This is a genomic window from Aureimonas psammosilenae (assembly GCF_009176975.1).
Taxonomy (GTDB): Bacteria; Pseudomonadota; Alphaproteobacteria; order Rhizobiales; family Rhizobiaceae; genus Plantimonas; species Plantimonas psammosilenae.
In genome coordinates, this window is record NZ_WEZG01000007.1 from 155098 (window position 1) to 181512 (window position 26415).

24 protein-coding genes and 1 riboswitch are annotated in these 26415 nt (G+C 66.2%); of the genes, 15 read left to right on the forward strand and 9 right to left on the reverse strand.

The features are described from left to right. Positions 1-28: 28 nt before the first annotated feature. The 3 genes from pyc to F9929_RS14340 all read left to right on the forward strand — a co-directional run bounded on the left by pyc (position 29) and on the right by F9929_RS14340 (position 5674). On the forward strand, positions 29-3487 hold the full coding sequence (gene pyc / locus F9929_RS14330; RefSeq protein ID WP_152047265.1) for a pyruvate carboxylase: 3459 nt from the start codon (positions 29-31) through the stop codon (positions 3485-3487). A 118-nt stretch (positions 3488-3605) separates the two neighbouring features. After that, entirely contained in the window at positions 3606-4433 is an 828-nt protein-coding gene (locus tag F9929_RS14335) for a DeoR/GlpR family DNA-binding transcription regulator (protein WP_235919313.1), read from the forward strand. Continuing rightward, positions 4430-5674, forward strand: a complete 1245-nt coding sequence (locus tag F9929_RS14340) for an MFS transporter (protein WP_152047267.1) — start codon at positions 4430-4432, stop codon at positions 5672-5674. The genes F9929_RS14335 and F9929_RS14340 overlap by 4 nt, the downstream gene beginning before the upstream one ends. Positions 5675-5680: 6 nt before the next feature. Here the strand turns inward: F9929_RS14340 and F9929_RS14345 are convergent, their stop codons facing one another. Together F9929_RS14345 and F9929_RS14350 are read right to left on the reverse strand one after the other, a co-directional pair. Then, on the reverse strand, positions 5681-5839 hold the full coding sequence (locus F9929_RS14345; RefSeq protein WP_152047268.1) for a DUF3309 family protein: 159 nt from the start codon (positions 5837-5839) through the stop codon (positions 5681-5683). Positions 5840-5926: 87 nt separating this feature from the next. Further along, complete coding sequence (locus F9929_RS14350; protein ID WP_152047269.1) at positions 5927-6124, reverse strand: DUF3309 family protein; 198 nt, start codon at positions 6122-6124, stop codon at positions 5927-5929. A gap of 78 nt (positions 6125-6202) precedes the next feature. On the opposite strand from F9929_RS14350, the gene ispG reads away from it, so the two are divergent. Together ispG and F9929_RS14360 are read left to right on the forward strand one after the other, a co-directional pair. Continuing rightward, entirely contained in the window at positions 6203-7480 is a 1278-nt protein-coding gene (ispG, locus tag F9929_RS14355) for a flavodoxin-dependent (E)-4-hydroxy-3-methylbut-2-enyl-diphosphate synthase (RefSeq protein ID WP_152047270.1), read from the forward strand. Then, on the forward strand, positions 7477-8340 hold the full coding sequence (locus F9929_RS14360; RefSeq protein ID WP_152047271.1) for a lytic transglycosylase domain-containing protein: 864 nt from the start codon (positions 7477-7479) through the stop codon (positions 8338-8340). Before ispG ends, F9929_RS14360 begins: the two co-directional genes overlap by 4 nt. Here F9929_RS14360 and F9929_RS14365 read toward each other — a convergent pair. Continuing rightward, complete coding sequence (locus F9929_RS14365) at positions 8337-9053, reverse strand: polysaccharide deacetylase family protein (RefSeq protein WP_152047272.1); 717 nt, start codon at positions 9051-9053, stop codon at positions 8337-8339. The genes F9929_RS14360 and F9929_RS14365 overlap by 4 nt on opposite strands. Positions 9054-9094: 41 nt before the next feature. Then, positions 9095-10003, reverse strand: coding sequence for a polyprenyl synthetase family protein (locus F9929_RS14370; RefSeq protein WP_152047273.1), 909 nt, complete (start codon positions 10001-10003; stop codon positions 9095-9097). Between the two features lie 134 nt (positions 10004-10137). On the opposite strand from F9929_RS14370, the gene F9929_RS14375 reads away from it, so the two are divergent. Both F9929_RS14375 and rpmF read left to right on the forward strand, forming a co-directional pair. Next, entirely contained in the window at positions 10138-10848 is a 711-nt protein-coding gene (locus F9929_RS14375; protein WP_152047274.1) for a biosynthetic peptidoglycan transglycosylase, read from the forward strand. Between the two features lie 190 nt (positions 10849-11038). Continuing rightward, entirely contained in the window at positions 11039-11224 is a 186-nt protein-coding gene (gene rpmF / locus F9929_RS14380) for a 50S ribosomal protein L32 (RefSeq protein WP_152047275.1), read from the forward strand. An 86-nt stretch (positions 11225-11310) separates the two neighbouring features. On the opposite strand, the gene phaR is transcribed toward rpmF, so the two are convergent. Continuing rightward, on the reverse strand, positions 11311-11955 hold the full coding sequence (phaR, locus tag F9929_RS14385) for a polyhydroxyalkanoate synthesis repressor PhaR (protein ID WP_152047276.1): 645 nt from the start codon (positions 11953-11955) through the stop codon (positions 11311-11313). A gap of 222 nt (positions 11956-12177) precedes the next feature. On the opposite strand from phaR, the gene F9929_RS14390 reads away from it, so the two are divergent. The 8 genes from F9929_RS14390 to F9929_RS14425 all read left to right on the forward strand — a co-directional run bounded on the left by F9929_RS14390 (position 12178) and on the right by F9929_RS14425 (position 21022). Next, positions 12178-13362 (forward strand): acetyl-CoA C-acetyltransferase, encoded by a 1185-nt coding sequence (locus F9929_RS14390; RefSeq protein WP_152047277.1) that lies wholly within the window; start codon positions 12178-12180, stop codon positions 13360-13362. Further along, positions 13362-13730, forward strand: a complete 369-nt coding sequence (locus F9929_RS14395) for a hypothetical protein (RefSeq protein WP_152047278.1) — start codon at positions 13362-13364, stop codon at positions 13728-13730. The genes F9929_RS14390 and F9929_RS14395 overlap by 1 nt, the downstream gene beginning before the upstream one ends. 57 nt (positions 13731-13787) lie before the next feature. Beyond that, positions 13788-14513: a beta-ketoacyl-ACP reductase gene (gene phbB, locus F9929_RS14400; RefSeq protein WP_152047279.1), complete on the forward strand. Its 726-nt coding sequence runs from the start codon at positions 13788-13790 to the stop codon at positions 14511-14513. 67 nt (positions 14514-14580) lie between these two features. Beyond that, a complete protein-coding gene (locus F9929_RS14405; protein ID WP_152047280.1) occupies positions 14581-17886 on the forward strand; it encodes a helicase-related protein in 3306 nt (1101 codons plus the stop codon). A gap of 12 nt (positions 17887-17898) precedes the next feature. After that, the gene (locus F9929_RS14410) at positions 17899-18243 is read left to right on the forward strand and encodes an RNA-binding S4 domain-containing protein (RefSeq protein ID WP_152047281.1); all 345 of its coding nucleotides are present in this window, start codon (positions 17899-17901) and stop codon (positions 18241-18243) included. Between the two features lie 200 nt (positions 18244-18443). Then, positions 18444-18785 (forward strand): ferredoxin FdxA, encoded by a 342-nt coding sequence (gene fdxA, locus F9929_RS14415; protein WP_152047282.1) that lies wholly within the window; start codon positions 18444-18446, stop codon positions 18783-18785. A gap of 452 nt (positions 18786-19237) precedes the next feature. Next, entirely contained in the window at positions 19238-19849 is a 612-nt protein-coding gene (locus tag F9929_RS14420) for a CarD family transcriptional regulator (RefSeq protein WP_152047283.1), read from the forward strand. 306 nt (positions 19850-20155) lie between these two features. Beyond that, entirely contained in the window at positions 20156-21022 is an 867-nt protein-coding gene (locus F9929_RS14425; protein WP_152047284.1) for an RNA polymerase factor sigma-32, read from the forward strand. Between the two features lie 91 nt (positions 21023-21113). On the opposite strand, the gene F9929_RS14430 is transcribed toward F9929_RS14425, so the two are convergent. The 4 genes from F9929_RS14430 to thiB form a co-directional block, all read right to left on the reverse strand. After that, a complete protein-coding gene (locus F9929_RS14430; RefSeq protein ID WP_235919315.1) occupies positions 21114-22670 on the reverse strand; it encodes a M48 family metalloprotease in 1557 nt (518 codons plus the stop codon). A gap of 211 nt (positions 22671-22881) precedes the next feature. Further along, positions 22882-23601, reverse strand: coding sequence for a thiamine ABC transporter ATP-binding protein (thiQ, locus tag F9929_RS14435; RefSeq protein WP_152047285.1), 720 nt, complete (start codon positions 23599-23601; stop codon positions 22882-22884). Beyond that, the gene (gene thiP, locus F9929_RS14440; RefSeq protein ID WP_152047286.1) at positions 23598-25244 is read right to left on the reverse strand and encodes a thiamine/thiamine pyrophosphate ABC transporter permease; all 1647 of its coding nucleotides are present in this window, start codon (positions 25242-25244) and stop codon (positions 23598-23600) included. Before thiP ends, thiQ begins: the two co-directional genes overlap by 4 nt. After that, positions 25220-26236 (reverse strand): thiamine ABC transporter substrate binding subunit, encoded by a 1017-nt coding sequence (gene thiB / locus F9929_RS14445; RefSeq protein ID WP_152047287.1) that lies wholly within the window; start codon positions 26234-26236, stop codon positions 25220-25222. Before thiB ends, thiP begins: the two co-directional genes overlap by 25 nt. Positions 26237-26311: 75 nt before the next feature. Continuing rightward, positions 26312-26412: riboswitch (TPP riboswitch) on the reverse strand. Between the last annotated feature and the right edge of the window lie 3 nt (positions 26413-26415).

Sequence of the window (26415 nt, forward strand, 5' to 3'; positions counted from 1 at the left end):
GACTGACGACCGGCGAGGGGAGCCGCCTGTGACCATAGCCAAGATTCTTGTTGCCAATCGTTCGGAGATTGCGATCCGGGTTTTTCGGGCGGCCAATGAGCTGGGTCTGAAGACGGTGGCGATCTGGGCGGAGGAGGACAAGCTCGCGCTGCATCGCTTCAAGGCGGACGAGAGTTATCAGGTGGGACGCGGGTCACATCTGTCGCGCGATCTTGGGCCGATCGAGTCCTATCTGTCGGTCGAGGAGGTGATCCGCGTCGCCAAATTGTCGGGGGCGGACGCGATCCATCCGGGCTACGGCCTCCTGTCGGAGTCGCCTGAGTTCGTGGATGCCTGCGACGCGGCCGGCATCACCTTCATCGGTCCGTCCGGGGACACGATGCGCCGGCTCGGCAACAAGGTCGCCGCGCGCAATCTCGCCATCGAAATCGGCGTGCCGGTGGTGCCTGCCACCGATCCCTTGCCCGACGACATGGAAGAGGTGGCCCGCATGGCGGAGGTCATCGGCTATCCGGTGATGCTGAAGGCCTCTTGGGGCGGCGGCGGTCGCGGGATGCGCGCCATCCGCGAGGCGAAGGACCTCGCCCGCGAGGTGACGGAAGCCAAGCGCGAGGCCAAAGCCGCCTTCGGCAAGGACGAGGTCTACCTGGAAAAGCTGGTGGAGCGCGCCCGCCATGTCGAGGTGCAGATCCTCGGCGACCGGCACGGCAACGTGGTGGATCTCTTTGAGCGCGACTGCTCGATCCAGCGCCGCAACCAGAAGGTCGTGGAGCGCGCCCCCGCGCCTTACTTGAACGATGCGCAGCGCCGCGAACTGGCGGGTTACGCGCGAAGGCTGGCCGAGGCGACGAACTATGTCGGCGCGGGCACGGTCGAGTTCCTGATGGATGCCGACACGGGCGCCTTCTACTTCATCGAGGTCAATCCGCGCATTCAGGTCGAGCACACCGTCACCGAGCAGGTGACGGGCATCGACATCGTCAAGGCGCAGATCCACATCCTCGACGGCCACGCCATCGGCACGCCGGCATCGGGCGTGCCTGCGCAAGAGGACATCAAGCTCAACGGCCACGCCCTCCAGTGCCGCATCACCACGGAGGACCCGGAACAGAACTTCATTCCTGACTACGGCCGCATCACCGCTTATCGCGGCGCAACGGGCTTCGGCATCCGGCTCGACGGCGGCACGGCCTATTCGGGCGCCTACATCACGCGCTTCTACGACCCGCTTCTGGAAAAGGTGACGGCCTGGGCGCCGAGCCCCGAAGAAGCCATCGCGCGCATGGACCGCGCTTTGCGCGAGTTCCGCATCCGGGGCGTCGCGACGAACCTTACGTTCCTTGAAGCGATCATCACGCACCCAGCCTTCCGAGACAACTCGTACACGACACGCTTCATCGACACGACGCCGGAACTCTTCGCGAGCGTGAAGCGGCGCGACCGCGCGACGAAGCTCCTGACCTATCTGGCCGATGTCACCGTCAACGGCCATCCCGAAACGCGGGCCCGGCCCCGGCCGTCCAAGGACATCGCGCCCCCCGTCGTGCCGGTCTTCGACGCCCCGGTGCCGGCGGGCTCGCGCCAGCGCCTCGAAGCGCTGGGGGCCAAAGGCTTCGCCGACTGGATGCTGGCGCAAAAACAGGTGCTCGTCACCGACACGACGATGCGCGACGGCCACCAGTCCCTGCTTGCGACCCGCATGAGGACGCACGACATCGCCGGCATCGCCGAGGCCTATGCGCGGGGCCTGCCGCAGCTTCTCTCACTCGAATGCTGGGGCGGGGCGACCTTCGACGTGTCCATGCGCTTTCTCACTGAAAGCCCGTGGGAGCGCTTGAGCGCCATCCGGGAGAAGGCGCCCAACATCCTTCTCCAGATGCTGCTGCGCGGCTCCAACGGCGTCGGCTACGCCAACTATCCCGACAACGTGGTGCGGTTCTTCGTCCATGAGGCGGCCAAGGGCGGGGTGGATCTCTTTCGCGTCTTCGACTGCCTGAACTGGGTGGAGAACATGCGCGTGTCGATCGACGCGGTGGCCGAGTCGGGCAAGCTGTGCGAGGGCGCGATCTGCTACACGGCCGACGTCCTGTCGTCGGCGCGGCCCAAATACGACCTCAAATACTACGTCGCCCTTGCCAAGGAGATGGAGGCGGCGGGCGCGCACATTCTCGGCGTCAAGGACATGGCCGGGCTGATGAAGCCGGCGGCCGCGCGGCTTCTGTTCAAGGCGCTGAAGGAAGAGGTCGGGCTGCCGATCCACTTCCACACGCACGACACGTCCGGCATCGCGGGCGCGACCGTTCTGGCGGCGGTGGATGCCGGGGTCGACGCGGTGGACGCGGCGATGGACGCTTTGTCCGGCAACACCTCGCAGGCCTGCCTCGGCTCGCTCAACGCCGCGCTTGTCGGCCACGAGCGCGATCCGGGTCTGTCCTCCGAGGCGATCCGGCGCATCTCGTTTTATTGGGAAGCGGTGCGCAACCAGTATGCCGCCTTCGAAAGCGACCTCAAGGGACCGGCCTCGGAAGTCTATCTTCACGAGATGCCGGGCGGGCAGTTCACCAACCTGAAAGAACAGGCGCGCTCGCTGGGGCTGGAATCACGCTGGCACGCGGTGGCCCAGACCTATGCCGACGTGAACCTGATGTTCGGCGACATCGTGAAGGTGACGCCGTCCTCCAAGGTGGTCGGCGACATGGCCTTGATGATGGTGGCGCAGGATCTCTCCGTCGCCGAGGTGGAGGACCCCAAACGCGACGTCGCCTTCCCGGACTCGGTGGTGTCCATGATGCGCGGCGATCTCGGCCAGCCCGCCGGCGGCTGGCCGGAAGGCTTGCAGCGGAAGGTGCTGAAGGGCGAGCAGCCGATCACGGTGCGGCCCGGCTCGCTTCTGGCCCCCGCCGACCTGGCGGGCGAGCGTGCCAAGGCGGAAGAGAAGCTGGGCGCCAAGATCAGCGACCAGGACTTTGCCTCCTATCTGATGTACCCGAAGGTCTTCGCCGACTTTGCCGTCGCGCAGGAAACCTACGGTCCGGTCTCGACCCTGCCCACCCCGAACTACTTCTATGGCCTCGGCCTTCAGGACGAGGTTCTGGTGGAGATCGAGCGCGGCAAGACACTGGTTGTCCGCTGCCTCGGCCTTGGGGAAACCGACGATCGGGGCATGCGCACCGTGTTCTTCGAACTGAACGGCCAACCGCGCCGGGTCAAGGTGCCGGACCGCTCCAAGGGCGGCGGGGCGAAGGTCAAGCCCAAGGTCGAGCCCGGCAATGCCGCCCATGTCGGCGCGCCGATGCCGGGCGTGGTCTCGACGCTCGCCGTTCAGGCCGGCCAAAGTGTCAAGGCCGGCGATGTTCTTCTGTCCATCGAGGCGATGAAGATGGAAACGGCTCTCCACGCCGAGCGCGACGGCACGATCGAGGCGGTGCATGTGCGGACCGGCGACCAGATCGACGCCAAGGATTTGCTGATCGTCTTCGCGGCCTAACCGAAGTTTCCCGATAAAGCGGTCAAGGCCGGCATAGCCCCTTATGCCGGCCTTTTCGTTTGACATTCGATGCACGATTGTTCACGTTAAATCCGATTTCATCGTGTTAGAGCGTGATTTGAGCGAACTTCTCACATTGCAGCGGCGCGCGGCGATTGCCGACCGCCTGAAACGTGACGGGCGCGTGCTCGCCGCTGCGCTCGCCGAAAGTTTCAACGTGTCGGAAGACACGGTGCGGCGCGATCTGCGCGAGATGGCGTCGGACGGGTTGTGCCGGCGTGTCTATGGCGGTGCGCTGCCCGTCGCCCCGGACGGCGGTTCGCTCGCCAAGCGGCAGGCGGAACGGCCATCGGCGAAGGCTTTGCTCGGCCGTGCGCTCGCCAATGCCGTGCCGTCGGGCGCGCTTCTGTTCATCGATGCCGGTTCCACCAATCTGGCCGTGGCCGAAGCGCTGCCGGAAGGGGCTTCGCTCACCGTGGTCACCAACGCGCCGGCGGTGGCCGCCATTCTGGCCGAGAAGCCGGGCGTCGAATGCTTCATGCTCGGCGGGCGGCTCGATCCGCGCACCGGCGCATGCCTCGGCGCGCAGGCCCTGCGCGAGGCCGAACGCTTCCGCCCGGCGGTCGCCGTGCTCGGCGCCTGCGGCATCGACGCGGAAGCGGGGATCACCGCCCATAATTTCGAGGAAGCCGAGTTGAAGGCGGCGGTCGCGGCGCGCAGCCGCCGGATCATGGTCGCCGCCACGAGCGACAAGATCGGCACGGCAGCGCCCTTCGCCGTCGCGCCCGCCGGCTGGGTCGGCACGCTCGTTGTGGAAGCGGATTGCGAGGCCGAAAGCTTGCGACCCTTCGAGGAGCAGGGCATCGAGATCCTCCGCGCCGCCGGCGACGAACCCCTGCCGCATGCCGCCCGGCCCAAAGCCCGAGCCATCGAGGAGCAGCGATGACCAGCACCGAATTTCGCCTGCGCGAAGGCGTGGAAGGGCAAGGCGGCACGCAAGCCGCCCGCCACCGCGCCGCTGTGTCGCTCGCCTTTCTTCTCAACGGCATCTTCATGGGAAGCTGGGCGCCCCAGATCCCGATCTTCGCCGAGCGTCTCGACCTGTCGGCCTCGCAGATGGGGCTGATGATCTTGTGCTTCGGCATCGGCGCGGTCAGCGTCATGCCGATCGCCGGGCAGATCATCGGGCGGCGCGGCTCGCGCCTGCCGATGCTCGTTCTCAACGTCGCGCTGGCTTTCGCACTGCCGTTCCTGGTGCTCGCGCCGAACGTTCCCTTGGCGGTCGCGGCGATCCTTTTCGCCGGCTTCTCCACCGGCGGCATGGATGTGGCGATGAACGCCAATGCGGTGGCTGTCGAAAAGCGACGCGAAAACGCGATCATGTCGTCCTGCCACGGCTTCTGGAGCGTCGGCGGCTTTCTCGGCGCGGCCTTCGGCGGCTTCGCCATCGCCGGGCTCGGGCCGGTGGCGCACGGTCTTCTGGCCGGTCTTGCGATCCTCGCGGGCTTCTTCGTGGTCGTACGCTTCGCGCTCCACGACGCGCCGGGCGAGGAAGCCGGCGCAACAGCGAGCGCCCATGCGGCGGAGGAAGCCTCGCCGACGTCCGAACAAGGGGAGGGCGGCGTCCTGTCGGGCTATCGCGGCGCGGTGCTGGTCGGCCTTTTCGCGCTCTTCGCCATGATTCCGGAAGGCGCGGCCATCGACTGGAGCGCTTATTACCTGCGCGGCGAGCTCGGCGTGGAACCGGCGTCTTCCGGTTTCGCCTTCGCGGCCTTTTCGATCACCATGGCGGTGTTCCGCTTCGCCGGCGACGCGGTGCGCGATCGCCTCGGCGCGGTGCGCACCATGCGCTGGTGCTCGGCGGCGGCCGGCGCCGGCCTCATCGTGGTGGGTCTTGCCCCGAATGTCTGGGTTGCGGTCGCGGGCTTCGCACTCATGGGCGTCGGGATCGGCAACATGGTGCCGATCGCCTTTTCCGCCGCCGGAAACCTGAAAGGCCTGAAGCCGGGGGCGGGGCTCTCCGTCGTCACCGCCCTCGGTTATTCGGGCATTCTCGTCGCGCCGTCCGTGATCGGCTTTCTGGGCGAGCATCTCGGCTTCGCGACGGTGTTTCTCGGCCTGTCCGGCTTTCTCGTCGTCACGCTTCTGGCCGCGCCCATGGTGCGCGTCGCCGATCGGCGCGGATAGGGCGGGTTATATCCGCCCGAGCAGCAGGAGAACGAGCACCACCACGAGGATCACGCCGAGGATGCCGCTCGGGCCATATCCCCAACCACGGGAATAGCCCCAACCGGGAAAGGCGCCGATCAGCAGAAGGATGAGGATGATAAGAAGAATGGTCCCGAGCGACATCCGAAACTCCTTTACCGGGCGTGATCAAGTCTGCTTCACAAACTCGCGAGCACGTCCAAGGTTCCGCCGTCTTTCCGCCGCAATCGGTCAGACCGTCCAGACGGCGGAGAGCACGTAGACGAGAAGGCAGACAGCCGAAACGATCATCGGCCTGCCGCCGAGACGTCTCGACCATGGCCAGATCGGCGCGGCGGCCACGGTCAGAACGAGAAGCACGGCGAAGGCGAAGGCGGCGAAGGTGAAGTCCACGGATGTCCTCTTGTCGCAAGTTCCGAGTTCCTTCATGACCTTGACACCTTTGGGCTGCAACAGGACAAGCAGGACGCGGACGATCCTTCCTTCTTGTTCGCGCGGACGGAACCGATGAACATCGAAGCATCGATCGAATCTTTCGAAGCCGAGCCTTTGCCGCGGCGGCAGACCGTTGCCGTGGATGTCGGCTCCGTCACCGTCGGCGGCGCGGCCCCGGTCGTCGTGCAGTCCATGACGAACACCGATACGGCGGACGCGGACGCCACGGTGGCGCAGGTGGCCGCTCTGGCGCGCGCCGGCTCCGAGATCGTGCGCATCACGGTGGACCGCAACGAATCCGCCGCCGCGGTTCCCCATATCCGCGACCGGCTGGCCAGACTCGGCATCGACGTGCCGCTCGTCGGCGACTTCCATTATATCGGCCACAAGCTGCTCGCCGATCACCCGGCCTGCGCCGAGGCCTTGGCGAAGTACCGCATCAATCCGGGCAATGTCGGCTTCAAGGACAAGAAGGACCGGCAGTTCGTCGAGATCATCGAAACGGCCATCCGCTTCGACAAGCCGGTGCGCATCGGCGTCAACTGGGGCTCGCTCGACCAGGAACTCCTGACGCGGCTGATGGACGAGAATTCCAACGCCGCTCGGCCCGTTTCGGCCAGAACCGTGATGCGCGAGGCGATCATTCAGTCCGCGCTGCATTCGGCCGCGCTTGCCGAGGAAACGGGCCTCAAGCGCGACCGCATCATCCTGTCCGCCAAGGTTTCCAACGTGCAGGACCTCATTGCGGTTTATCGCGACCTGTCGCGCCGCACGCCCCATGCGCTTCATCTCGGCCTGACGGAAGCCGGTATGGGCTCGAAGGGCATCGTCGCGTCCTCGGCCGCCCTCGGCATCCTTCTTCAGGAAGGCATCGGCGACACGATCCGCGTGTCCTTGACGCCCGAGCCCGGCGGCGACCGTACCCGCGAGGTGCAGGTCGCGCAGGAAATCCTCCAGACCATGGGCTTCCGCCAGTTCATGCCGGTGGTGGCCGCCTGCCCTGGTTGCGGGCGCACCACCTCCACTGTGTTCCAGGAACTTGCCGAAACCATCGAAGGCGATCTTCGCCGCAACATGCCGGTCTGGCGCGAGCGTTATCCGGGCGTCGAGGCGCTGAAGGTCGCCGTGATGGGCTGCATCGTCAACGGGCCGGGCGAGTCGAAGCATGCCGATATCGGCATCTCGCTGCCGGGCACGGGCGAGATCCCGTCCGCCCCGGTCTATATCGACGGGCGCAAGGCCGCGACCTTGCGCGGCACCAACATCGCGGCCGACTTCCAGGTGATGGTGCAGGACTATATCGAGCGCCGCTTCGCCGTCGCGTCCACGCCCTCCGCCGCCGCCGAATGAGAAGAACGCGGCGGCTTGGCGGCCTTCTCGCCGCAGCCGGCATCGCCTTTGCCCTTTTCGCCGGCCCGGCCTTGGCCGAAGACAAGACGGGCGAGAAAAACGATCCGCGCGTGTCCGAGATCTGCGACCTCATCGCCGAGAACGCCACGCTCGTCGGCATGGCGCCGGACTTCTTCGCGCGCCTCATCTGGAAGGAGTCGCGCTTCGATGAATCGGCGCGCTCGCCGGTCGGCGCGCAGGGCATCGCCCAGTTCATGCCCTATACGGCCAAGGAACGCGGCCTCGCCAACCCCTATGACAAGCGTGAAGCGCTGAAGCATTCGGCGACATACCTGCGCGATCTTCGCTCCGAACTCGGCTCCTGGGGCCTGGCGGCGGCGGCCTATAATGGCGGCATCAACCGCGTGAAGCGCTGGATGCAGTCCGGCGGCCGTCTTCCCTACGAGACGGAGGACTACGTCCTGTCGATTACGGCGCAGCCGGCTTCCTGGTTCCGCGAGGAGAAGCGGGAAGCGGATGTGCGCCCGCTCGACGCCAAGCTCGAATTCGCGGTTGCCTGCCGCCGCCTGCCGATCACGCCGACGCGCGCCGTGTTCGCCGTCGCCGAAAGCGCGGCCATGCGGCCCTGGGGCGCGCAGATCGCCGGCAATGCCAACGAAGCGATCGCGGTGCGCGTGTTCCACAAGCTGCAGGACCGCTACCCGGATGTTCTCGGCGGTGTGAAGCCGATCGTCATGCGCGTGCGCCCCTTGTCCGGCCCGCGCCGCATCACCGCGATCCGCATCGGCGCCGATTCCCGGAAGGAGGCCAACGCCTTCTGCGCCCGTTATTCCGGCGACTGCGTGGTGTTGCGCAACTAGAACTCGTCCGTTTGCGCGGAAAGAAGGTGGGAAACCGGCACTGGTTCGAGCCCCTTGGCGCGCAACGCGTCGATGATGCGCGGCAGGGCCTGACGCGAGGCTTCGCGGTTGTCGTGCATGACGTGCATCAGGATGATCGAGCCTCGTCTCGCCGGCTCGACCGCGAGCCGCACCAGCGCGTCGGCATCCGTTCTGGTCGCCGGATCGGTTTCGGGCGCGAGGGTCCACATGATCGTCGGGCGATCGTGCTTCGAGACATACCAGGGCAGGGTGAAGAGCTTTCGCCCGAAAGGCGGGCGGAAAAGCACGTCACCTTCGAAACCCGCCGCGCGGATCGCGGCATCCGTGCGCTCGATCTCTGTGCCGATGGTCGAAAGGCTCGCCAGCGTCAGGTCGGAATGGGAATAGGTGTGGTTGCCGATCTCGTGGCCGGCCTCGACGATGGCGCGCGTCGCGTCCGGGTTCTTCTCCATGTCGCTGCCGACCAGGAAGAAGGTCGCCTTCACCCCCTTTTCCTTCAGGATGGCGAGAACCCGTCCCGTATGCTCGGGCGTCGGGCCGTCGTCGAGCGTCAGCGCGACAACGGGAGAGTTGGTCTCGACCTGCGAAACGATTTCGCCGAAGAGCTGGAAGTTGCGGGCTCCGGCAAGTCGATGAAGCCCGAGAGCGAGGCCAAGAACGGCGAGCGCCAGAAGGAGCGAGGGAAGCAGCATCTTTCGTCTGGAAAACCGCAACGTCACTCGCGCTCGCTCGGCTATTTCGTGCGCTCTGCGATGAAGCGCGCGGCTTCGATGAGAACGGCGGCTTTCTCGCCTTCCGGCTGAAGCAGGGCGCTGGCTTCCGCGACGAGTTCGGCGAGGCGCTGGCGCGTCCAGTCATGGCCGTGCAGGGCGGGAAGGGTCTTCTTGCCGCGCGCCCGGTCCTTGCCGGCCGCCTTGCCGAGTTGTGCGGCATCAGCCGTCTCGTCCAGAAGATCGTCGGCGAGCTGGAAGGCGAGGCCCACGACCTCGCCGAAGCGGCGAAGGCGCTCCCGCTGCTCAATCGGTGCACCGGCCAGAAGCGGCCCCGCCTCGCAAGCGAAGGCGATCAGCGCGCCCGTCTTCATGGACTGCATGCGCGAGATCTCGTCCTGGCTGAGCGTTTCGGTGTCTTCCGCGTCGAGGTCGAGCGCCTGCCCGCCGACCATGCCGGCCGCGCCGGCTTCGCGCGATAAAGCGTGGATGAGATGGAGCCGCGCAGTCGGGTCCGCCGAATGGCTTTGCGCGACGAGGCCGAAGGCGAGCGTCAGGAGCGCGTCGCCGGCGAGAATCGCCGTCGCCTCGTCGAAGGCGATGTGGACGGTCGGCTGGCCGCGCCTCAGATCGTCGTCGTCCATCGCCGGCAGGTCGTCATGGACGAGCGAATAGGAATGAACGCATTCGAGCGCCGCCGCCACATCGAGCGCGGCATCCGCCGGCGCGCCGCAAAGCCGCGCTGTTTCGGTGACGAGGAAGGGCCGCAGCCGCTTGCCGCCGTTGAGAAGCCCGTGCCGCATCGCAGCCACGAGCCGCTCCGGCGATCCCGTCATCAGGGCCTCGGTCGGCTCCAAGGCCGCGACGAGGCGTGCCTCCACCGCCTTGGCGGTCGCGCCGAGCCGTTCCGTGAAATCGCCGTTCGCCACCATCGCCCGCGCCTTTCGATCCAGTCCCGCCGGACTTCGCCGAAGCGGAGGAAAGCGTCAAGCATGGGCACGCTCATCCGTTGCGACGGGACGAGCCGGCCGCTATGGATAGAACACGGTTTTCCCGAAAGCTTTCGATGCTCCGACGCGCCCTCGGCCTCCTGATCGTGACTTTGGCGGTGATGGTCGCCCTGCCGATCGCGCTGGTGCCGGTTTATGCGCTGCCTTTCGTGCGTCCGGTCTCGACCCTCATGCTCTACGATTGGGCGAGGCTGCAGCCTGTCTCGCGCGACTGGGTGCCGCTGGAGGACATCGCGCCCGTTCTGGTGCGCACCGTGATGCTGTCGGAAGACGGGCAATATTGCTCCCATCGCGGCGTCGACTGGCGCGAGCTGAACGGGGTGATCGACGACGCGATGGACGGCGAATCGACGCGCGGCGCTTCCACGATCCCGATGCAGACGGCCAAGAACCTGTTTCTCTGGACCAGCCGATCCTTTATCCGCAAAGGGCTGGAAGTGCCGCTGGCGCTCTACACCGATCTCGTTCTGACCAAACCCCGGCTGATGGAGATCTATCTCAACGTCGCCGAGTTCGGCCCCGGCATCTATGGGGTGGAAGCGGCTTCCTGGCATTATTTCGGGAAGCCTGCCTTCGCGCTGAGCCCGCGCGAGGCGGCGCTTCTGGCCAAGACTCTGCCCGCGCCCGCCTCGCGCAATCCGGGCAAGCCCTCGCGCCAGCTCGCCGCCATGGCGAACCGCATGGAAACGCGCACCCGAGCGGCCGGCGGATTTTCGGCCTGCGTGGTCCCGGCCGCCGGGACGACGGAGGCCAAGGCGGGCGCCTGAGGAGCCGAAGGCTTGTCGCCGCGCTCTTGGCAGCGCGCGCCGCTTTTGCTATGGGCACCGCAATTCCCGTCATGGCGCGGTTGGAAACAAGGTCGGGCTCGCCCGCCTGCCTGCCCACGCTTCGACCCGATTGCAATCCGAGCGAAGGGCCTCCCGGCTTCTATCGCCGCCGTTATCTAGGAGAGCCCCGATGGCCGTTCCGAAGCGAAAGACTTCCCCCTCCAAGCGCGGCATGCGCCGTTCCGCCGATGCGCTGAAGGCCCCGACCTATATCGAGGACAAGAACTCGGGCGAGCTGCGCCGTCCGCACCATGTCGACCTGAAGACCGGCATGTATCGCGGCAAGCAGATCCTCGCCGTCAAGGAAGAGGCGTAAGCCTCAAGGCGGGGCTTCGGTCCCGCTCAGGGTTTCTTGCATCAGATCGAAGGCCGGGCCGAAAGGCGCCGGCCTTTTTCTTGGCCTTATCCCTTTTCCCCGGCGCGCTGGGGGATCTTGGGCTGTTCTTCCGGCTCCGGGGAAGCCTGTCTCGCGCCGCCCCCGTCCAGCGCCTCGATGCGCCGCTGCATCTCGGCGAGCTGGCGCCGCATGTCCGACAGGTCGGCATCGTCCTTGCGCGGGGCTTCGTCTTCGCCCGTCTTCGGCATGATGGCATTGGCCATGAAGGGGTTGAACACGGCCATGGCCTGCCGGAACATTTCCGTGTTCCGCCGGACCTGCTCCTCCATCAGCTTCATGGTTTCGCGCCCCGAGGGCCCCATCACCTTATCGCGAATCTGTTCCTGCTCGCGGGAAAAGGCCGCCATGGAATGTTCCAGGAATGTCGGCACCACCATCTGCATCTGGTCGCCGTAGAAGCGGATCAACTGGCGCAGAAAGGCGATGGGCATCATGTTCTGCCCGACCTTGTTTTCCTGCTCGAAGATGATCTGCGTCAGGACCGAATGGGTGATGTCCTCCCCGGTCTTGGCGTCCTGCACCACGAATTCCTCGTTGGTCTTCACCATCGCGGCGAGATTCTCCAGCGTGACGTAGGTGCTGGTGCCGGTATTGTAGAGACGCCGGTTGGCGTACTTCTTGATGATCGTGGTTTCCGCGGGCTTCGACATCGCCGCCTTCTTTCCGCTGCGGCCGATTCATCCCGGCCGCTTTGTGGGCATGGTTGAAACCATAGGATGGTTTTGAGCGAAGGCCAAACCATCACAATTGATAAAACAGTGAAAAACGTTTCCCTCTGGCCTATTTGAAATCGAAAGGCGACAAATGGGCGGGCGCCGACGATTCTCGCGATGCGGGCATCGGAAAAGCTCGGGAACGGGAGGATACTCGAAATGTCGAATGCTTCATCCGTCGTGATCGTTGGGGCGGCTCGCACGCCGGTCGGCGCGTTCAACGGCGCTTTTGCCGATGTTCCCGCACACCAGTTGGGCGCGGCGGCCGTGCGCGAAGCGCTGGCGCGCGCCGGGATCGAGGGCGCGGAAGTGGACGAGCTGATCCTCGGCCAAGTGCTGCAAGCGGGCGAAGGGCAGAATCCGGCCCGCCAGGCGGCCATGGCGGCGGGCCTGCCGAAGGAAGCCAGCGCCTGGAGCCTCAACCAGCTTTGCGGCTCGGGCCTTCGCGCCGTGGCGCTCGGTTTTCAGCAGATCGCGGGCGGCGACGCGCGGGTGGTCGTCGCGGGCGGCCAGGAGTCCATGTCCATGGCCCCGCACACGGCCCATCTTCGCGCCGGCACCAAGATGGGCGATCTGAAGATGATCGACACCATGCTGAAGGACGGCCTGATGGACGCCTTCCACGGCTACCACATGGGCAACACGGCCGAGAACGTGGCGCGCCAATGGCAGATCACCCGCGACGAGCAGGACGAGTTCGCCGTGCGCTCCCAGAACAAGGCCGAGGCCGCGCGCAATGCCGGGCGCTTCAAGGACGAGATCGTCGCGTTCACCGTGAAGACCCGCAAGGGCGAGACGGTGGTGGATGCCGACGAATACATCAAGGACGGGGTGACGCTCGATAAGGTGCAGAAGTTGCGCCCCGCCTTCGACAAGGAAGGCACGGTCACGGCCGCCAATGCTTCCGGCATCAACGACGGCGCGGCCGCCGTGGTGCTGATGAGCGAGGCGGAAGCGTCGCGCCGCGGGCTGCAGCCGCTGGTGAGAATCGCGTCCTGGTCCACCGTCGGCGTCGATCCTGCCGTGATGGGCACCGGCCCGATCCCGGCCTCGCGCAAGGCGCTGGAAAAGGCGGGCTGGCGTTTGGAGGATCTCGACCTCGTGGAAGCCAACGAGGCCTTCGCGGCGCAGGCCTGCGCGGTGAACAAGGATCTCGGCTGGAACCCGGACATCGTCAACGTCAACGGCGGGGCCATCGCCATCGGCCATCCGATCGGCGCTTCCGGCGCGCGCTGCCTCAACACGCTGATCTTCGAGATGGCGCGGCGCGATGCCAAGAAGGGTCTCGCCACGCTCTGCGTCGGCGGCGGCATGGGCGTCGCGCTGTGCGTGGAGCGCTTGTGATGCGCCGCGCGGCGACGCTCCTCGCGGCGCTGTCGCTGTTCGCCTTCGGTCCCCTGCCGCTCGGTGGGGGAGGGACGGCGGAGGCGGCCTGCCAGGGCAGAAGGGACGCGGCCGGAAACGTGCGCGTGCGCTGCGACGACGGCACCACCGGAACCCTGCGCGACAACGGCACCGGGGGTTTGAGCGGCCGCGTCGGCAACCGGCAGATTCGCGGCGTCGATGGCGGGACGGTGCGCCGGCAGAGCGAAGACAGCGTGCGCGGCGCCGCCCGCAGCGGCTCGCGCGGCGATGGGGGCTTGCGCAACAATTCGCGCTCTTCCGGCTCGAACTGCATGTCCGGCGGGCTGCGCGTGAACGACTGCAACTGACTGAAACCAACAACAACGGGCGGTTTGGAAGCCGTCGACTCTGGGAGGAGATAAGGCATGGCGAGAGTGGCGGTGGTGACGGGTGGCACGCGCGGGATCGGCGCGGCGATCTCGAAGGCGCTGAAGGAGGCAGGACATAAGGTCGCCGCGAATTACGCTGGCAACGACGAGGCGGCGGCGGCCTTTCGCGACCAGACCGGCATCGCGGTCTTCAAGTGGGATGTCGGCAGCTACGAGTCCTGCAAAGAAGGTCTCGCCAAGGTCGAGGCCGAGCTCGGGCCGGTGGACATCCTCGTGAACAATGCCGGTATCACGCGCGATGCCATGTTCCATAAGATGACGCCGGACCAGTGGAACGCGGTGATCAATACGAACCTCAATGGCCTCTTCAACATGACGCACCCCGTTTGGGGCGGCATGCGCGACAGGAAGTTCGGCCGCATCGTCAACATCTCCTCCATCAACGGCCAGAAGGGTCAGGCGGGGCAGGCGAATTATTCCGCAGCCAAGGCCGGCGATATCGGCTTCACCAAGGCCCTGGCGCAGGAAGGCGCGCGCGCCGGCATCACGGTGAACGTCATCGCGCCCGGTTATATCGGCACGGAGATGGTGCGCGCCATCGACGAGAAGGTCTTGAACGAGCGCATCCTGCCGCTGATCCCCGTCGGTCGCCTCGGCGAGCCGGAAGAGATCGCGCGCTGCGTCCTCTTCCTCGCCTCCGACGAAGCCGGGTTCATCACCGGCTCCACCATCTCGGCCAATGGCGGACAATATTTCGTCTGAGATCCCGCACCGCAATCGGGTGCCGGCCTTCCAAACCGGGGGCCGGCGTCCCAGATAGATGCCCGACATGAACGATCGCCGACCCTCGCCGTCACCGGCCCGCTTCGACGGCACTGGCGTCACCGCCGTCCTCGGACCCACCAATACCGGCAAGACCTTCTATGCGATCGAGCGGATGGTCGCCCATTCCTCGGGCGTCATCGGTCTGCCGCTGAGGCTTCTGGCGCGCGAGGTCTATGGCCGGCTGGTGGAGCGGGTGGGCGAGTCCCAGGTCGCGCTCGTCACCGGCGAGGAGAAGATCAAGCCCCCGAAGGCCCGCTTCCATGTCTGCACCGTGGAAGCCATGCCGCAGAAGACGGATGCCGCCTTCGTCGCCATAGACGAGGTGCAGCTCGGCGCCGATCTGGAGCGCGGCCACGTGTTCACCGATCGCATCCTGAACACGCGCGGGCGGCAGGAAACGCTCCTTCTCGGCGCGTCCACCATGCGCAGCGTTCTGGAAAAGCTGCTGCCGGGCGCGCATTTCGTCACCCGCCCGCGCATGTCGCAGCTTCTTTACGCCGGCTCCAAGAAAACGACGCGCCTGCCGCGCCGCTCGGCGATCGTCGCCTTTTCGGCCGACGAAGTCTATGCCATCGCCGAACTCGTGCGGCGCCAACGCGGCGGGGCGGCCGTGGTGCTCGGCGCGCTGAGCCCCCGCACGCGAAACTCCCAGGTCGAGCTTTATCAATCCGGCGAGGTCGATTTCCTGATCGCCACCGACGCGATCGGCATGGGCCTCAATCTCGACGTCGACCACGTCGCCTTCGCGCAGGACTGGAAGTTCGACGGCTTCCAGTATCGCCAACTGACCCTGCCCGAGATGGGCCAGATCGCCGGCCGCGCCGGGCGGCACCTGCGCGACGGCACATTCGGCGTGACGGGGCAGGTCGATCCCTTCGCGCCCGAAGTGGTGGAAGCCTTGGAGGCGCACAACTTCCCGCCCGTCCGCAACATGCAATGGCGCTCGGCCGATCTCGACTTCTCCTCGGTGCGCGCCCTGATGGCCAGCCTCGACGTCGTGCCCTCGCTTCCCGAACTCACCCGCTCGCTGCCGTCCGTCGACCAGCGCGCCCTGGAACACGTGTCGCGCGACAAGGGCATCGCGGACCGGGCGGTCGGGGCCGCGCGCGTCGCGCTTCTTTGGGAAGCCTGCAAGCTGCCGGACTACCGGCGCATCGCGCCCGCCCAGCATGCCGAAATCATCGCCACCGTTTATCGCGACCTTGCGGATAACGGCCATGTGGCGGAAGACTACATGGCGGCCGAGGTGCATCGCGCCGACCGGATGGAAGGCGACATCGACACTTTATCGCGTCGAATCGCGGAAATCCGTACCTGGACCTATATTTCGCATCGTCCGGACTGGCTGGCCGATCCGACACACTGGCAGCAAAAGACGCGTGACATCGAGAACCGTCTTTCGGACGCGCTGCACGAGCGGTTGACGAAACGCTTCGTTGATCGCAGGACAAGCGTCCTGATGAAACGGCTGAGGGAGAAGGCCTTTATGGAAGCAGAGATCGGCAGCGACGGCAAGGTGACTGTCGAAGGCCACCATGTCGGCGAGCTGCAGGGCTTTCGCTTCTCGCCCGACACCCACGCCGATGGACCCGACGCGAAAGCGGTGCGGGCCGCGGCGCAGCAGGCGCTCGGAACCGAGTTCGAAACGCGCGCGGAGCGCTTCGCGAACGCGCCGAACGGCGATCTGGCTCTCGGCCAGGACGGTCTCCTGCGCTGGCTCGGTGCGCCCGTCGCGTCCTTGTCGGGCGGCGAGAACCCCCTGAAGCCCCGCCTCGTGCTTCTGGCCGACGACCAGTTGGCCGGCCCTGCGCGCGATAAGGTGGTGGCGAGGGCCGAGCGCTACGTGACCTTCCAGGTCTCGACGCTCCTGAAGCCGCTCGCCGATCTTCAAGCCGCCGAGGAACTGACGGGCACCGCCAAGGGCATCGCCTATCGGCTGGTGGAAAGCTTCGGTCTTCTACAGCGCCGCGAGGTTTCCGAGGAAATCCGCTCCCTCGATCAGGAAGCACGCGCGGCCTTGCGCCGTCACGGCGTTCGCTTCGGCGCCTACCACATCTTCGTGCCGGCTTTGGTGAAGCCCGCGCCCGCCAATCTCCTTACCCTCCTTTGGGCGATCGCCCATGACGGGCGCGACAAGCCGGGCTTCGGCGACGTGACGCAGTTGCTCGCCACCGGCCGCACGTCGGCGGTCGCCGACACGAGCTTCGATCCGACCTTCTACGCGCTGGCCGGTTACCGCCTTCTCGGACGCCGTGCCGTGCGCGTCGATATCCTGGAGCGGCTGGCCGACCTGATCCGCCCCGCTCTCGCCTGGAAGCCGGGCACCGCCAAGCGGCCGGACGGCGGCTATGACGGCGCGCAGTTCGTGGCAACGCCGGCCATGATGTCGATCCTCGGCGCCACCGCCGACGACATGGAAGAGATCCTGCGCGGTCTCGGCTATCGCTCGCAGGGGGTCGAGGCCGAGGTCGTGACGCGCACGATCGCCCGTTTCGAGGAAGAAGCGGCAGAAGCCGCGCGCGCCGCCAAGGCCGCGGCTGAAACGCTGGCTTTGAGCGAAGCAGCACCTGCCGAGGGTGTTGAGGCTCCGGCGAGCGAAGCATCCGCCGGTTCGATGCAAGAGCCCGTTGCCGCGTCTTCCGAAACAGAAGGCGAAGCAGCGGTGGCCCCTGAAGCCGTTGCAGAGGAAGCGCCGGAAGCCGCTCCCGTCGAGGAAGTTGCTGTCGCCGAGGACGCGGTTCCCGCCGAGGAGACGGCGGCTGCCGGGGAAGTTTCCACCGATCCGGTGGAAGCCCTGTCCGCCGAAGGCACGACGCCTGAATCCGCCGAAGCGCAGGCTGCCGCACCGGTCGTGGAAGACGCCAAGCCGGCGGAAGCGCCGAAGCTCGTTCAGGTCTGGCGGCCGGGCGGGCGTCACGACAACCGCCGCGACAATGCCCGTCAGGGCCATCGTGGTCCGCGCGGCGAGCGCAATGCCGGTGCCGGGCAAGGTCGCGGGCGCGGCGGCAACGAACGCGGCGAGGAGCAGGCGGCGTCCGCCGGAGCCGAGAACAAGCCCCGGCGCGATTTCAACAATCGCCCGTCCTTCAACAAGAAGAACGGCGAGAACGAAGGGCGCGGCCCGGGGCGCGGCGGCAACAACGAGCGCCATCGCGGACGGCCGGACGGCGAGCGCAAGGGGGGCGGCCCAAGCAATGGCGGCGGGGAGCGGCGTTTCGACAAGCCGCAGTCGCAAGCAGCGCCCAAGCGCATCGATCCCGATTCGCCCTTCGCGAAGCTCGCCGCGCTTCGAGACAAGCTCGGCAAGTAGGCGAGGGCGGCCTTGAGCGAAGGACAGCGCATCGACAAATGGCTGTTCTTCGCGCGCGTCGTCAAATCGCGCTCGCTGGCGCAGAAACTAGCGGTGTCGGGCGCCGTGCGCGTCAACCGCGAGAAGATCGCCAGCGCCTCCCGGCTCGTGCGGCCGGGGGATGTCCTGACCCTTTCCATGCCGCGCGAAATCCGCGTTCTTCGCATTCTGGACGGCGGGGAGCGCCGGGGTCCGGCAAGCGAAGCGCAGCGTCTCTACGAGGATCTCGGGCGCGAAACGGCGCCGGCAGATGCGGGAGGGGCGCCGAGCGAGGTCGAGAAGGCGGTTCCTTCCCAAAACGGCTCCGAGCCTGTTTAGGCCGATCGCGGGAACGGCTTTCCGCCGCAGCGCCTTTTCGCGACAGGCTTTGCCCTTGCAGCCATCTTCGCCAGCCGCTACCTGCAAAGCCTGAAAGGCGAGTTCCCGCCGATCGATCAGATCGGCGGCGCGGGCTTGGCCTGCCATAGAACGAGGGACCGGGCCCACGCGAGCCTTCAGTCCCATCTTCCGAGGATCGCATGACCTACGTCGTCACCGACAACTGCATCAAGTGCAAGTACATGGATTGCGTCGAGGTGTGTCCGGTGGACTGCTTCTACGAAGGCGACAACATGCTCGTCATCCATCCGGACGAATGCATCGACTGCGGCGTCTGCGAACCGGAATGCCCAGCCGAGGCGATCAAGCCCGACACCGAACCGGCGCTGGAGAAATGGTTGAAGGTCAACGCCGATTATGCGGCGCAATGGCCGAACATCACCATCAAGCGCGATGCGCCCGCCGACGCCAAGGCCCATGACGGCGAGCCGGAGAAGTTCGAGAAGTACTTTTCCGCCGAGCCCGGCCAGGGCGACGCCTGATTCGCATCAGCCGGCCGTGAATCCCCGTTCGGGGCGGCCCGGAAGCTCGGTCGACGCCGTCTGGCGTTGACTGGTTGTTAATATTTCAGGGCATAACCCCGATTCGCCGTTTTTTATGGGCGCCTAACCGGGTTTGTCGAGGCGTAATGGCGCACGTGCGCGCTGCAAAACTTGAATTTTGCAGCGTAACAGGGTATTATTCCTGCAACAGTCGAGCGAAAAGCCTTCTCCAAGGCTCGCACCGCCTCGAGACTTCAAAGGACGATCCGCCTTCAACGCCGCGCCTTGACCCGCTTTCGGGCGGATTGGTCGCGTTTGTGGAAGGCGAATTCCTCGCCGGTCGAACTGTTGCCCCGTTCCGGCGGGGCGCGTTGCAATTCGTGGTGCGAAGCACCGCCGTCCGTGTCTAGCGGCTGTCATGGCCGGGCACAACAGGGAGTTTAGGCAAGCGTATGACCTCCATTCAGAAGAAGTCGGTTTCGCAGCGTCCTTCCTTCAAGACCGGCGAGAGCATCGTTTATCCGGCGCACGGCGTCGGGCAGATCGTGGCGATCGAAGAGCAGGTCGTGGCCGGCATGAAGCTCGAACTCTTCGTGATCGACTTCGACAAGGACAAGATGCGCTTGAAGGTGCCGGTCGCCAAGGCCGAGAGCGTCGGCATGCGCAAGCTGTCGGAAACGGATTTCGTGGAGCGTGCGCTGAAGGTGGTGCAGGGCCGCGCCCGCGTGAAGAAGACCATGTGGAGCCGCCGTGCGCAGGAATACGACGCCAAGATCAATTCCGGCGACCTGATCCAGATCGCCGAAGTGGTTCGCGACCTCTACCGTGCCGACAGCCAGCCCGAGCAGTCCTATTCCGAGCGTCAGCTTTATGAAGCCGCCCTTGGCCGCATGGCGCGCGAACTCGCCGCTGTCCAGGGCATCTCCGAAACCGAAGCCGTGCGCCTCATCGAGGTGAACCTCAACAAGGGCCCCCGTCGCGGCGCCAAGGTCGAGGACGAGGCCAACGAAGGCGATGCCGAGGACGCCGAGGCGGAGATCGACGCCGAAGTGCAGGCGGCCTGATCCGCTTCCCATCCGGACGCATCATCTAACGGCCGCGCATTGCGCGGCCGTTTTATTTTTGCCGGCTCTCGACTTCCGCCGGTCGCTTCCAAGGCGCATGGTCTGACCCTCAAGATTTAATGGTGCCGGAACAAAGAGTTCGACCCGGCTCTTGCCGTCACCCGCGCTCATCCCAATTCTGAACGGAAAGTCTCACCCTCTGGGAACGTTTTCCCGCCAAAGCCGTTTTGTGCTTGGGGCGCTTGGGGCCGTATCGGCGTTTGCGCAGGCCAGCCGCAAGGCTATGGCATAGCAACGAGGTGAGCGATGAAGACTCAGTCCGCACGGCGCACGATGATCCGGGCCGCGATGGCGGCGCCGTATCTCGAGCGCGAGGAAGAGTACGAACTGGCGGTGAAGTGGAAGGAGAACCAAGATCAGGCGGCTCTCCACAAGATCACCTCGGCGCATATGCGCCTCGTCATCTCGATGGCGGCGAAGTTCCGTCATTTCGGCCTGCCCATGAACGACCTGATCCAGGAAGGCCATGTCGGCCTTTTGGAAGCCGCGGCTCGCTTCGAGCCCGAACGCGAGGTTCGCTTTTCGACCTATGCGACTTGGTGGATTCGCGCCTCGATTCAGGACTACATCCTGCGCAACTGGTCGATCGTGCGCGGTGGCACATCCTCGGCGCAGAAAGCTCTCTTCTTCAACCTCCGTCGTCTGCGTGCGCGCCTGAGCCAGGGCTCGGAAGCGCTCTCCACTTCCGATATGTATCGCGAGATCGCGACCGCATTGAAAGTGTCGGAAGGCGATGTCGCCTTGATGGATTCGCGCTTGTCGGGGCCGGACTCCTCGCTCAACGCACCGCTTCTGGAAGACGATTCGGGCAGTGCCGACCGTCAGGATTTCCTGATTGCCAACGACCCGCTGCCGGACGAGATGGTGTCCAGTTCCATCGATGACGAGCGCCGCGTCCTTTGGCTGAACACCGCCCTCGATGTCCTCAGCGACCGCGAGTTGAAGATCATCCGCGAACGCCGCCTTCAGGATGAAGGCGAAACGCTGGAAGCGCTTGGCACAAAGCTCGGCATTTCCAAGGAACGCGTGCGCCAGATCGAGACCCGCGCCCTGGAAAAGCTGCGCGCGGCGCTTCTCAACGCCGTTCCCGATCAGACCGCTTTCGTGAGCTGACAGGCGGCGCTTCCGACAGGACCACATAAAGAAGGGAGCCGTTCGGCTCCCTTTTTCGTATCGGGCGGGAAAGACGTGGCGGGTGGTTCGGCTATTCAGCGACGATCTTGTAGCGCGTTCCGGCGCTGACGCCCCCGTCTTCCGGGATCTCGTTGAGAAGGCGGAAGATCTCTTCCTTCCGATCGATGCCGACGATCTTGCGCGAGATCGAATCCACCGTGTCGCCGCTCTTGGCCTGCACGATGCGGATGCGAAGCGGCTTCAGCGAATTCTTCTCTTCCGGCGTCAGTAGGCGGAACGAGCTCGCCACGCCCTGCGCGGTGCGCTGGATGCCTTCCCCCGCCGCGCTCGGCATGGCGGTGAGGAAGCGATAAACCTGCCCGCCGATGCGGATCACCGTTACGTCGAACACGTATTCGCCGCCCGTCGCGCGGGCCGAAACGGCTTCGAGGTTGCCGATGCGCTCCGGCTGGATGCTGGACGGGTCGAGCCCGCCGATCCAGCCGCTGGTGATGTAGTCGCGAAGCGGCGTCGTTTCCGGTAGAGCCACGCCGTCGAAGCGGATCGCCGTGTCGGACGGCCCTGTCGCGAGCACGGCTTCCGCCGTGTTGTCGATCACGAAGCCTTCTGGCACGCGGAAGGTTATGCCGAGGCCTGGATGAAAGAAGTCGTGGCCGCGCACATAGCCTTCCACCGCCGAATCGCCGAACAGCATGCCGTCGATGCCCGACAGGTAGCGGTCGCGGTCGGTCGCCCCCGTTCCGGGCGCGCCGAACTGGCGGGCATGGTTTTCCGCGAGATCGATGCGCTGCGGCGTGCCGGGATGGGAGGCGAGGAAGTCGAGATTCGGGTTCTCGGCCTGGAACGCGTTGCGGAAATGCGAGTAGGCGTCCATCGCCCGAAGGAAACGCGCCGCCGCGAAGGCGTCGAAGCCCGCCCGCCCGATCTGGCGAATACCGAGCGCGTCGGCCTGAAGTTCCTGATTGCGCGAAAAGCTGGCGAGGCTGAGACGCCCGCGCGCCAGGGCCGCGCGCCCCGCCGCGTCGCTCGCCAGCACTTCCGACACGACGCGGCCGGCAAGCTCGGCCGCCTGCTCGCGCCGCTGCCGCTCGATGCCGTGATTGGCGGTGACGTGGCCCATCTCGTGGGCGATTACCGCTGCGACCTCGGCCGAATCGTTGGCGAGGGCCAGAAGGCCACGCGTGACATAAAGATAGCCGCCCGGCAGCGCGAAGGCGTTGACGTTTGGGGAATTCAAGACGGTGATGCGATAAGCGCGGGTCTGGTCGTCGGTCACCGCCGCGAGCCGCCCGACGATGGTGGCCAGCGTCTGCTCCAGCTTCGGGTCGTTGTAAGCGCCGCCATAGGTCGCGAGGATCTTGGGGTGCTGCGACTGGCCGATGCTGGATTGCGGGTCGCCCTTCTGCACGCCCTCGAAGGTGACGGGATCGCGCGAGGGACCGGGCATGTAGCCGGTCTGCATCTTCGCCGACTCCGCGTCCGCCGCTTCCTGCAGACTGTTGCCGATGGAGGTGCAGGCGCCGAGCGAGGTGACCAGCATGAGGGCCGCCGCGCGACGCATCAACTGGGCCCCAAGCGGCCGCATCTGGAACATCCCGGTCACCGGCAAGCATGGCGTCGCGAGCATGCGAGGCGTCGTTCCCTCATCAAGACGATCGATGGCTTCTTCGCGAGTGCGAAAGAACCATCCACGAACGTTTCTCGTAGCGCGGGACCGGGGGACGGCGAAAGAGCCTAACGGCCACAATCGTCGAGCATCCTGATCTTCGCCAACGGTCGATGGCAAAGCGCGGTAATCGGCAATGTGGACCGAAATGCGTTCCCCCGATCAGGCCTCGTCAAAGCCCGAGATACTGCGCGACCGGACCGGAGGCGGCGGAGAGGATTTCCTCGGTGTTTCCCAGCGCCGCGATGCGCCCGTCTTCCACGAAGGCGGTGCGGTTCGTGCGCCCGCGCGCGTCCTCCGGATGGTGCGTCACCATCAGAACGGTGAGGGGAGAGCGGCCGGCTCTGCTGCGCAGAGTGCCGAGGAGTTCCATCATCTCGCGGCGGAGCGCCGGCCCGAGCGCGGCGAAGGGCTCGTCCAGAAGAAGAAGCGGGCGCTCGCGCAGGAACGCCCTCGCCAGCGCCACCCGCTGTCGCTCGCCCCCCGACATCTCGGCCGGACGGCGATTTTCGAAGCCCGCGAGACCGACGCTGTCGAGCGCCTTCGAGACGGCGGCCTTTCCCGCTGCATCGAGCTTCAGGTCGGGCGCGATGCCGAGCGCGACGTTTCGGAAGGCGTCGAGATGGGCGAAGAGATTATGTTCCTGAAAAACCACGCTGAGCGGCCGCTCGGCCGGGGAACGGCGCGTCACATCCGCCCCCGCGATCAGGATGCGCCCTTTGCCCGGCCGAAGAAAACCGGCCACGAGGTCGATCAGCGTCGACTTGCCGGCGCCGCTCGGCCCGATCACCGCCAGCCATTCGCCGGCGGCGACGTCCAAGTCGAAGCGCATGGCGCGGCCCTCGAAGGCATATTCGACACCGTCGAGAAGAAGGGCGGGCTCCGTCGTCATCGGGCGTCGTTCCCGCGTTTGCGAAAGGCGGCTTCGGCGAGCGTCACGAGGATGAGGCTGGCCGCGCCGAGGATCAGCGCGATGCCGGCTGCATCTGCCGTGCGATAGCTGCCCATGCGCTGGTAGAGAAGGAAGGGGAGGGTCACGAAATCCTCGTTGCCGAAAAGGGCGACCACGCCGAGATCGCCGAGCGACAAAGCAAGCGCCAGCGCGAAGCCGAGGCCGAGCGGGCCGCGCAGGGCCGGCCATTCGATATGGCGAAGGCGCGACAGGCCCTGGAGGCCGAGATGCGCGGCGAGGCGGCGATGGCGCGCGAGCGTTTCGGTCAAGGCGGGGCCGAGAATGCGCATCGTGAAGGGCATGGCCATCACGGCATTGGTGGCGACCACCATCGCGGGTGCGAAGGCGAAGACGTCCACGCGTCCGGTGAGAAGGAGAAACCAGCCGGCCCCGACCACCACGGGCGGCACCACGAGAACCACGCCGGACGACAGATCGAGGAAGGTGCCGACGAGCCGCGCCCCCCTGCCGCCGTCGCGTAGGGCTTCCCGACCGAACAGGAGCGACAGGGCCAGAAGGCTCGAAAGGCAAGCGGCACCGAGCGATACGGCAAGGCTCGTCAGCGCCGCGCGGTGAAGCAGCGGATCGCCGAAAAGCCGGGCGAGATCGGCCTTCGCGCCGTTGATGACGATCGCCGCGAAGGGCAGGAGAATGAAGGACAGGCCGAGAAGGAGCACCGCTCCGTCGAGAAGCCGTGAGGCGAGAGACGGCTTGCCGAAGCGCCGCGCCGGTCGTCCGAGGGTGAAGGCGGTGTCGAGCCGGCCGGCAAGGCGCAGCGTCAAAGCCAGGAAGACGGCGGTCAGAACGATCTGCGCGAGCGACAGGACCACCGCGCGCGCCGGATCGAAGTCCGCTCTCAGCGACTGATAGATCTCGACCTCCAGCGTGGTCGCGCCGGGTCCCCCGCCCAGAACCAGAACGAGCGTGAAACTCGTGATGCAGATCATGAAGGTGAGGCTCGCCGCCCCCGGAAGAGCGCGACGCATGGCCGGCCACTCGATCAGGCGGAAGGTGCTTGCCCCCGAAAAGCCGAGTTGCCCTGCGAGCCGCCAGCTTTCCCCCGGCACGGCGTCGAGACTCGCGAAAAGAAGGCGCGTCGCGAGCGGCAGGTTGAAGAAGACATGGGCGATCAGGATGCCGGACAGACCGTAGATATCGAGGCGCGGCAGTCCGAGAAGAACGAGCCCCTGTGAGACGATGCCGGACCGGCCCCAGACGGCGAGGAGGCCGAGCGCGCCGACAAGAACGGGCAGCGCCTGGGGAAGAAGCAGAAGGCGGAGAACCAAGCCCCGGCCCGGAAAGGCCGTGCGGTGAAGCGCGAGCGCCAGCGGCACCGCGCCCACGACGGAAAGAAGCGCCGACAGAAAGGCCTGTTCCAGCGTGAAGAGAACCACGCCGCGCAGATAGGAATCGCCGAAAAGGGCGCTCGGCGAGACGCCTTCCGCCGCTCCGAAAAGAAGGGCAAGGAAGGCGACGCCGAGAAACAACCAAAGACCGGCGGCGGCCCCGAGGCCGAGGCCGATCTTCCCCCTCCGGTCCGCGTCGAAAACGGGCGCGCTCAGCGGCCGAGCGCCTTCAGCCATTCGTCGGTCCAGGCCCGGCGGTTGGCGGCGACGGTCTCAGCATCCACGACGAGCGGCTTTGCCGGCTTCACCAGCTTGTCGAAGGCTTCCGGCAGGGGTGTCGCGGGCGGCGTGACGGGAAAGGCCCAGTTGGTGGTGGGCAGAATGGCCTGCGCCTCCGGTGAAACCAGGAAGGCGAGGAAGGACTTGGCGAGTTCGGGCTGCTTCGAGCCCTTCAACATGCCGGCAAGTTCCACTTGGAGATAATGGCCTTCCGAGAAGCTTGCGGCTTGATAGCGCTCCGTTTTCTCCTCGATCATGTGGTAGGCGGGCGAGGTCGTGTAGCTCAAGACCATCGGCACCTCGCCGGAGGTGAAGAGCCCATAGGCCTCGCTCCATCCCGGCGTGACAGTGAGGATGCGCTTCGACAGGGTCTGCCACTTCTCGGCGGCCTTGTCACCGTAGACGGCCTTCATCCAAAGAAGGAAGCCGAGGCCGGGCGTGGAGTTGCGCGGGTCCTCAATCACGATCTTTTCGTTCGGATCACCGTTCACAAGGTCTTCGAGGCTTTTGGGCGGCGCTTTCAGCGTCTGCGTGTCGTAGACGAAGGCGAGATAGCTGTAGTCGAAAGGCACGAAGCTATCGTCGCTCCAGCCGCCCGGCACCTGAAGCCTGGAGAGGTCCGCGCCGCTCGGCGCGAAGAAGCCGGTGGCCTTCATTTCGGGCACGAGTTCGGCGGTCATGCCCAGCGCCACATCGGCCTTGGTGGTGCTGCCTTCCAGCTTCAGGCGGTTGAGGATCGCGACGCCGTCGCCAAGCCCCACCCATTTCAGGTCGCAGTTGCAGTTCTTCTCGAAGGCCGCCTCGATCTTCGGCCCTGGCCCCCAGTCGGGCAGGAAGCTCTCATAGGTATAAACGGTGAGAACGGGTTTGCCGCTTTCCTGCGCGTCGGCGATCCCGCCCGCTGCGACAAGGGAAAAGGCGGCGAGGAGAAGAGCCGAGGAACGGGGCATGGCGGGCGCGGGCCTTTCGCGAAAGGACTTCGGGCCTGCATCGATGAAGGGGGAGCGTTGCCCTTGGAAGCCGTCCGGCCCGGGCGCCCGCAATCCCTCCGCCGGTACGAGCCGGATCAGGTTCGGCGGGTTGGCGGATCGCCTCTCAGCCCGAATGGGCACCCCGTGTGAGCACTGGG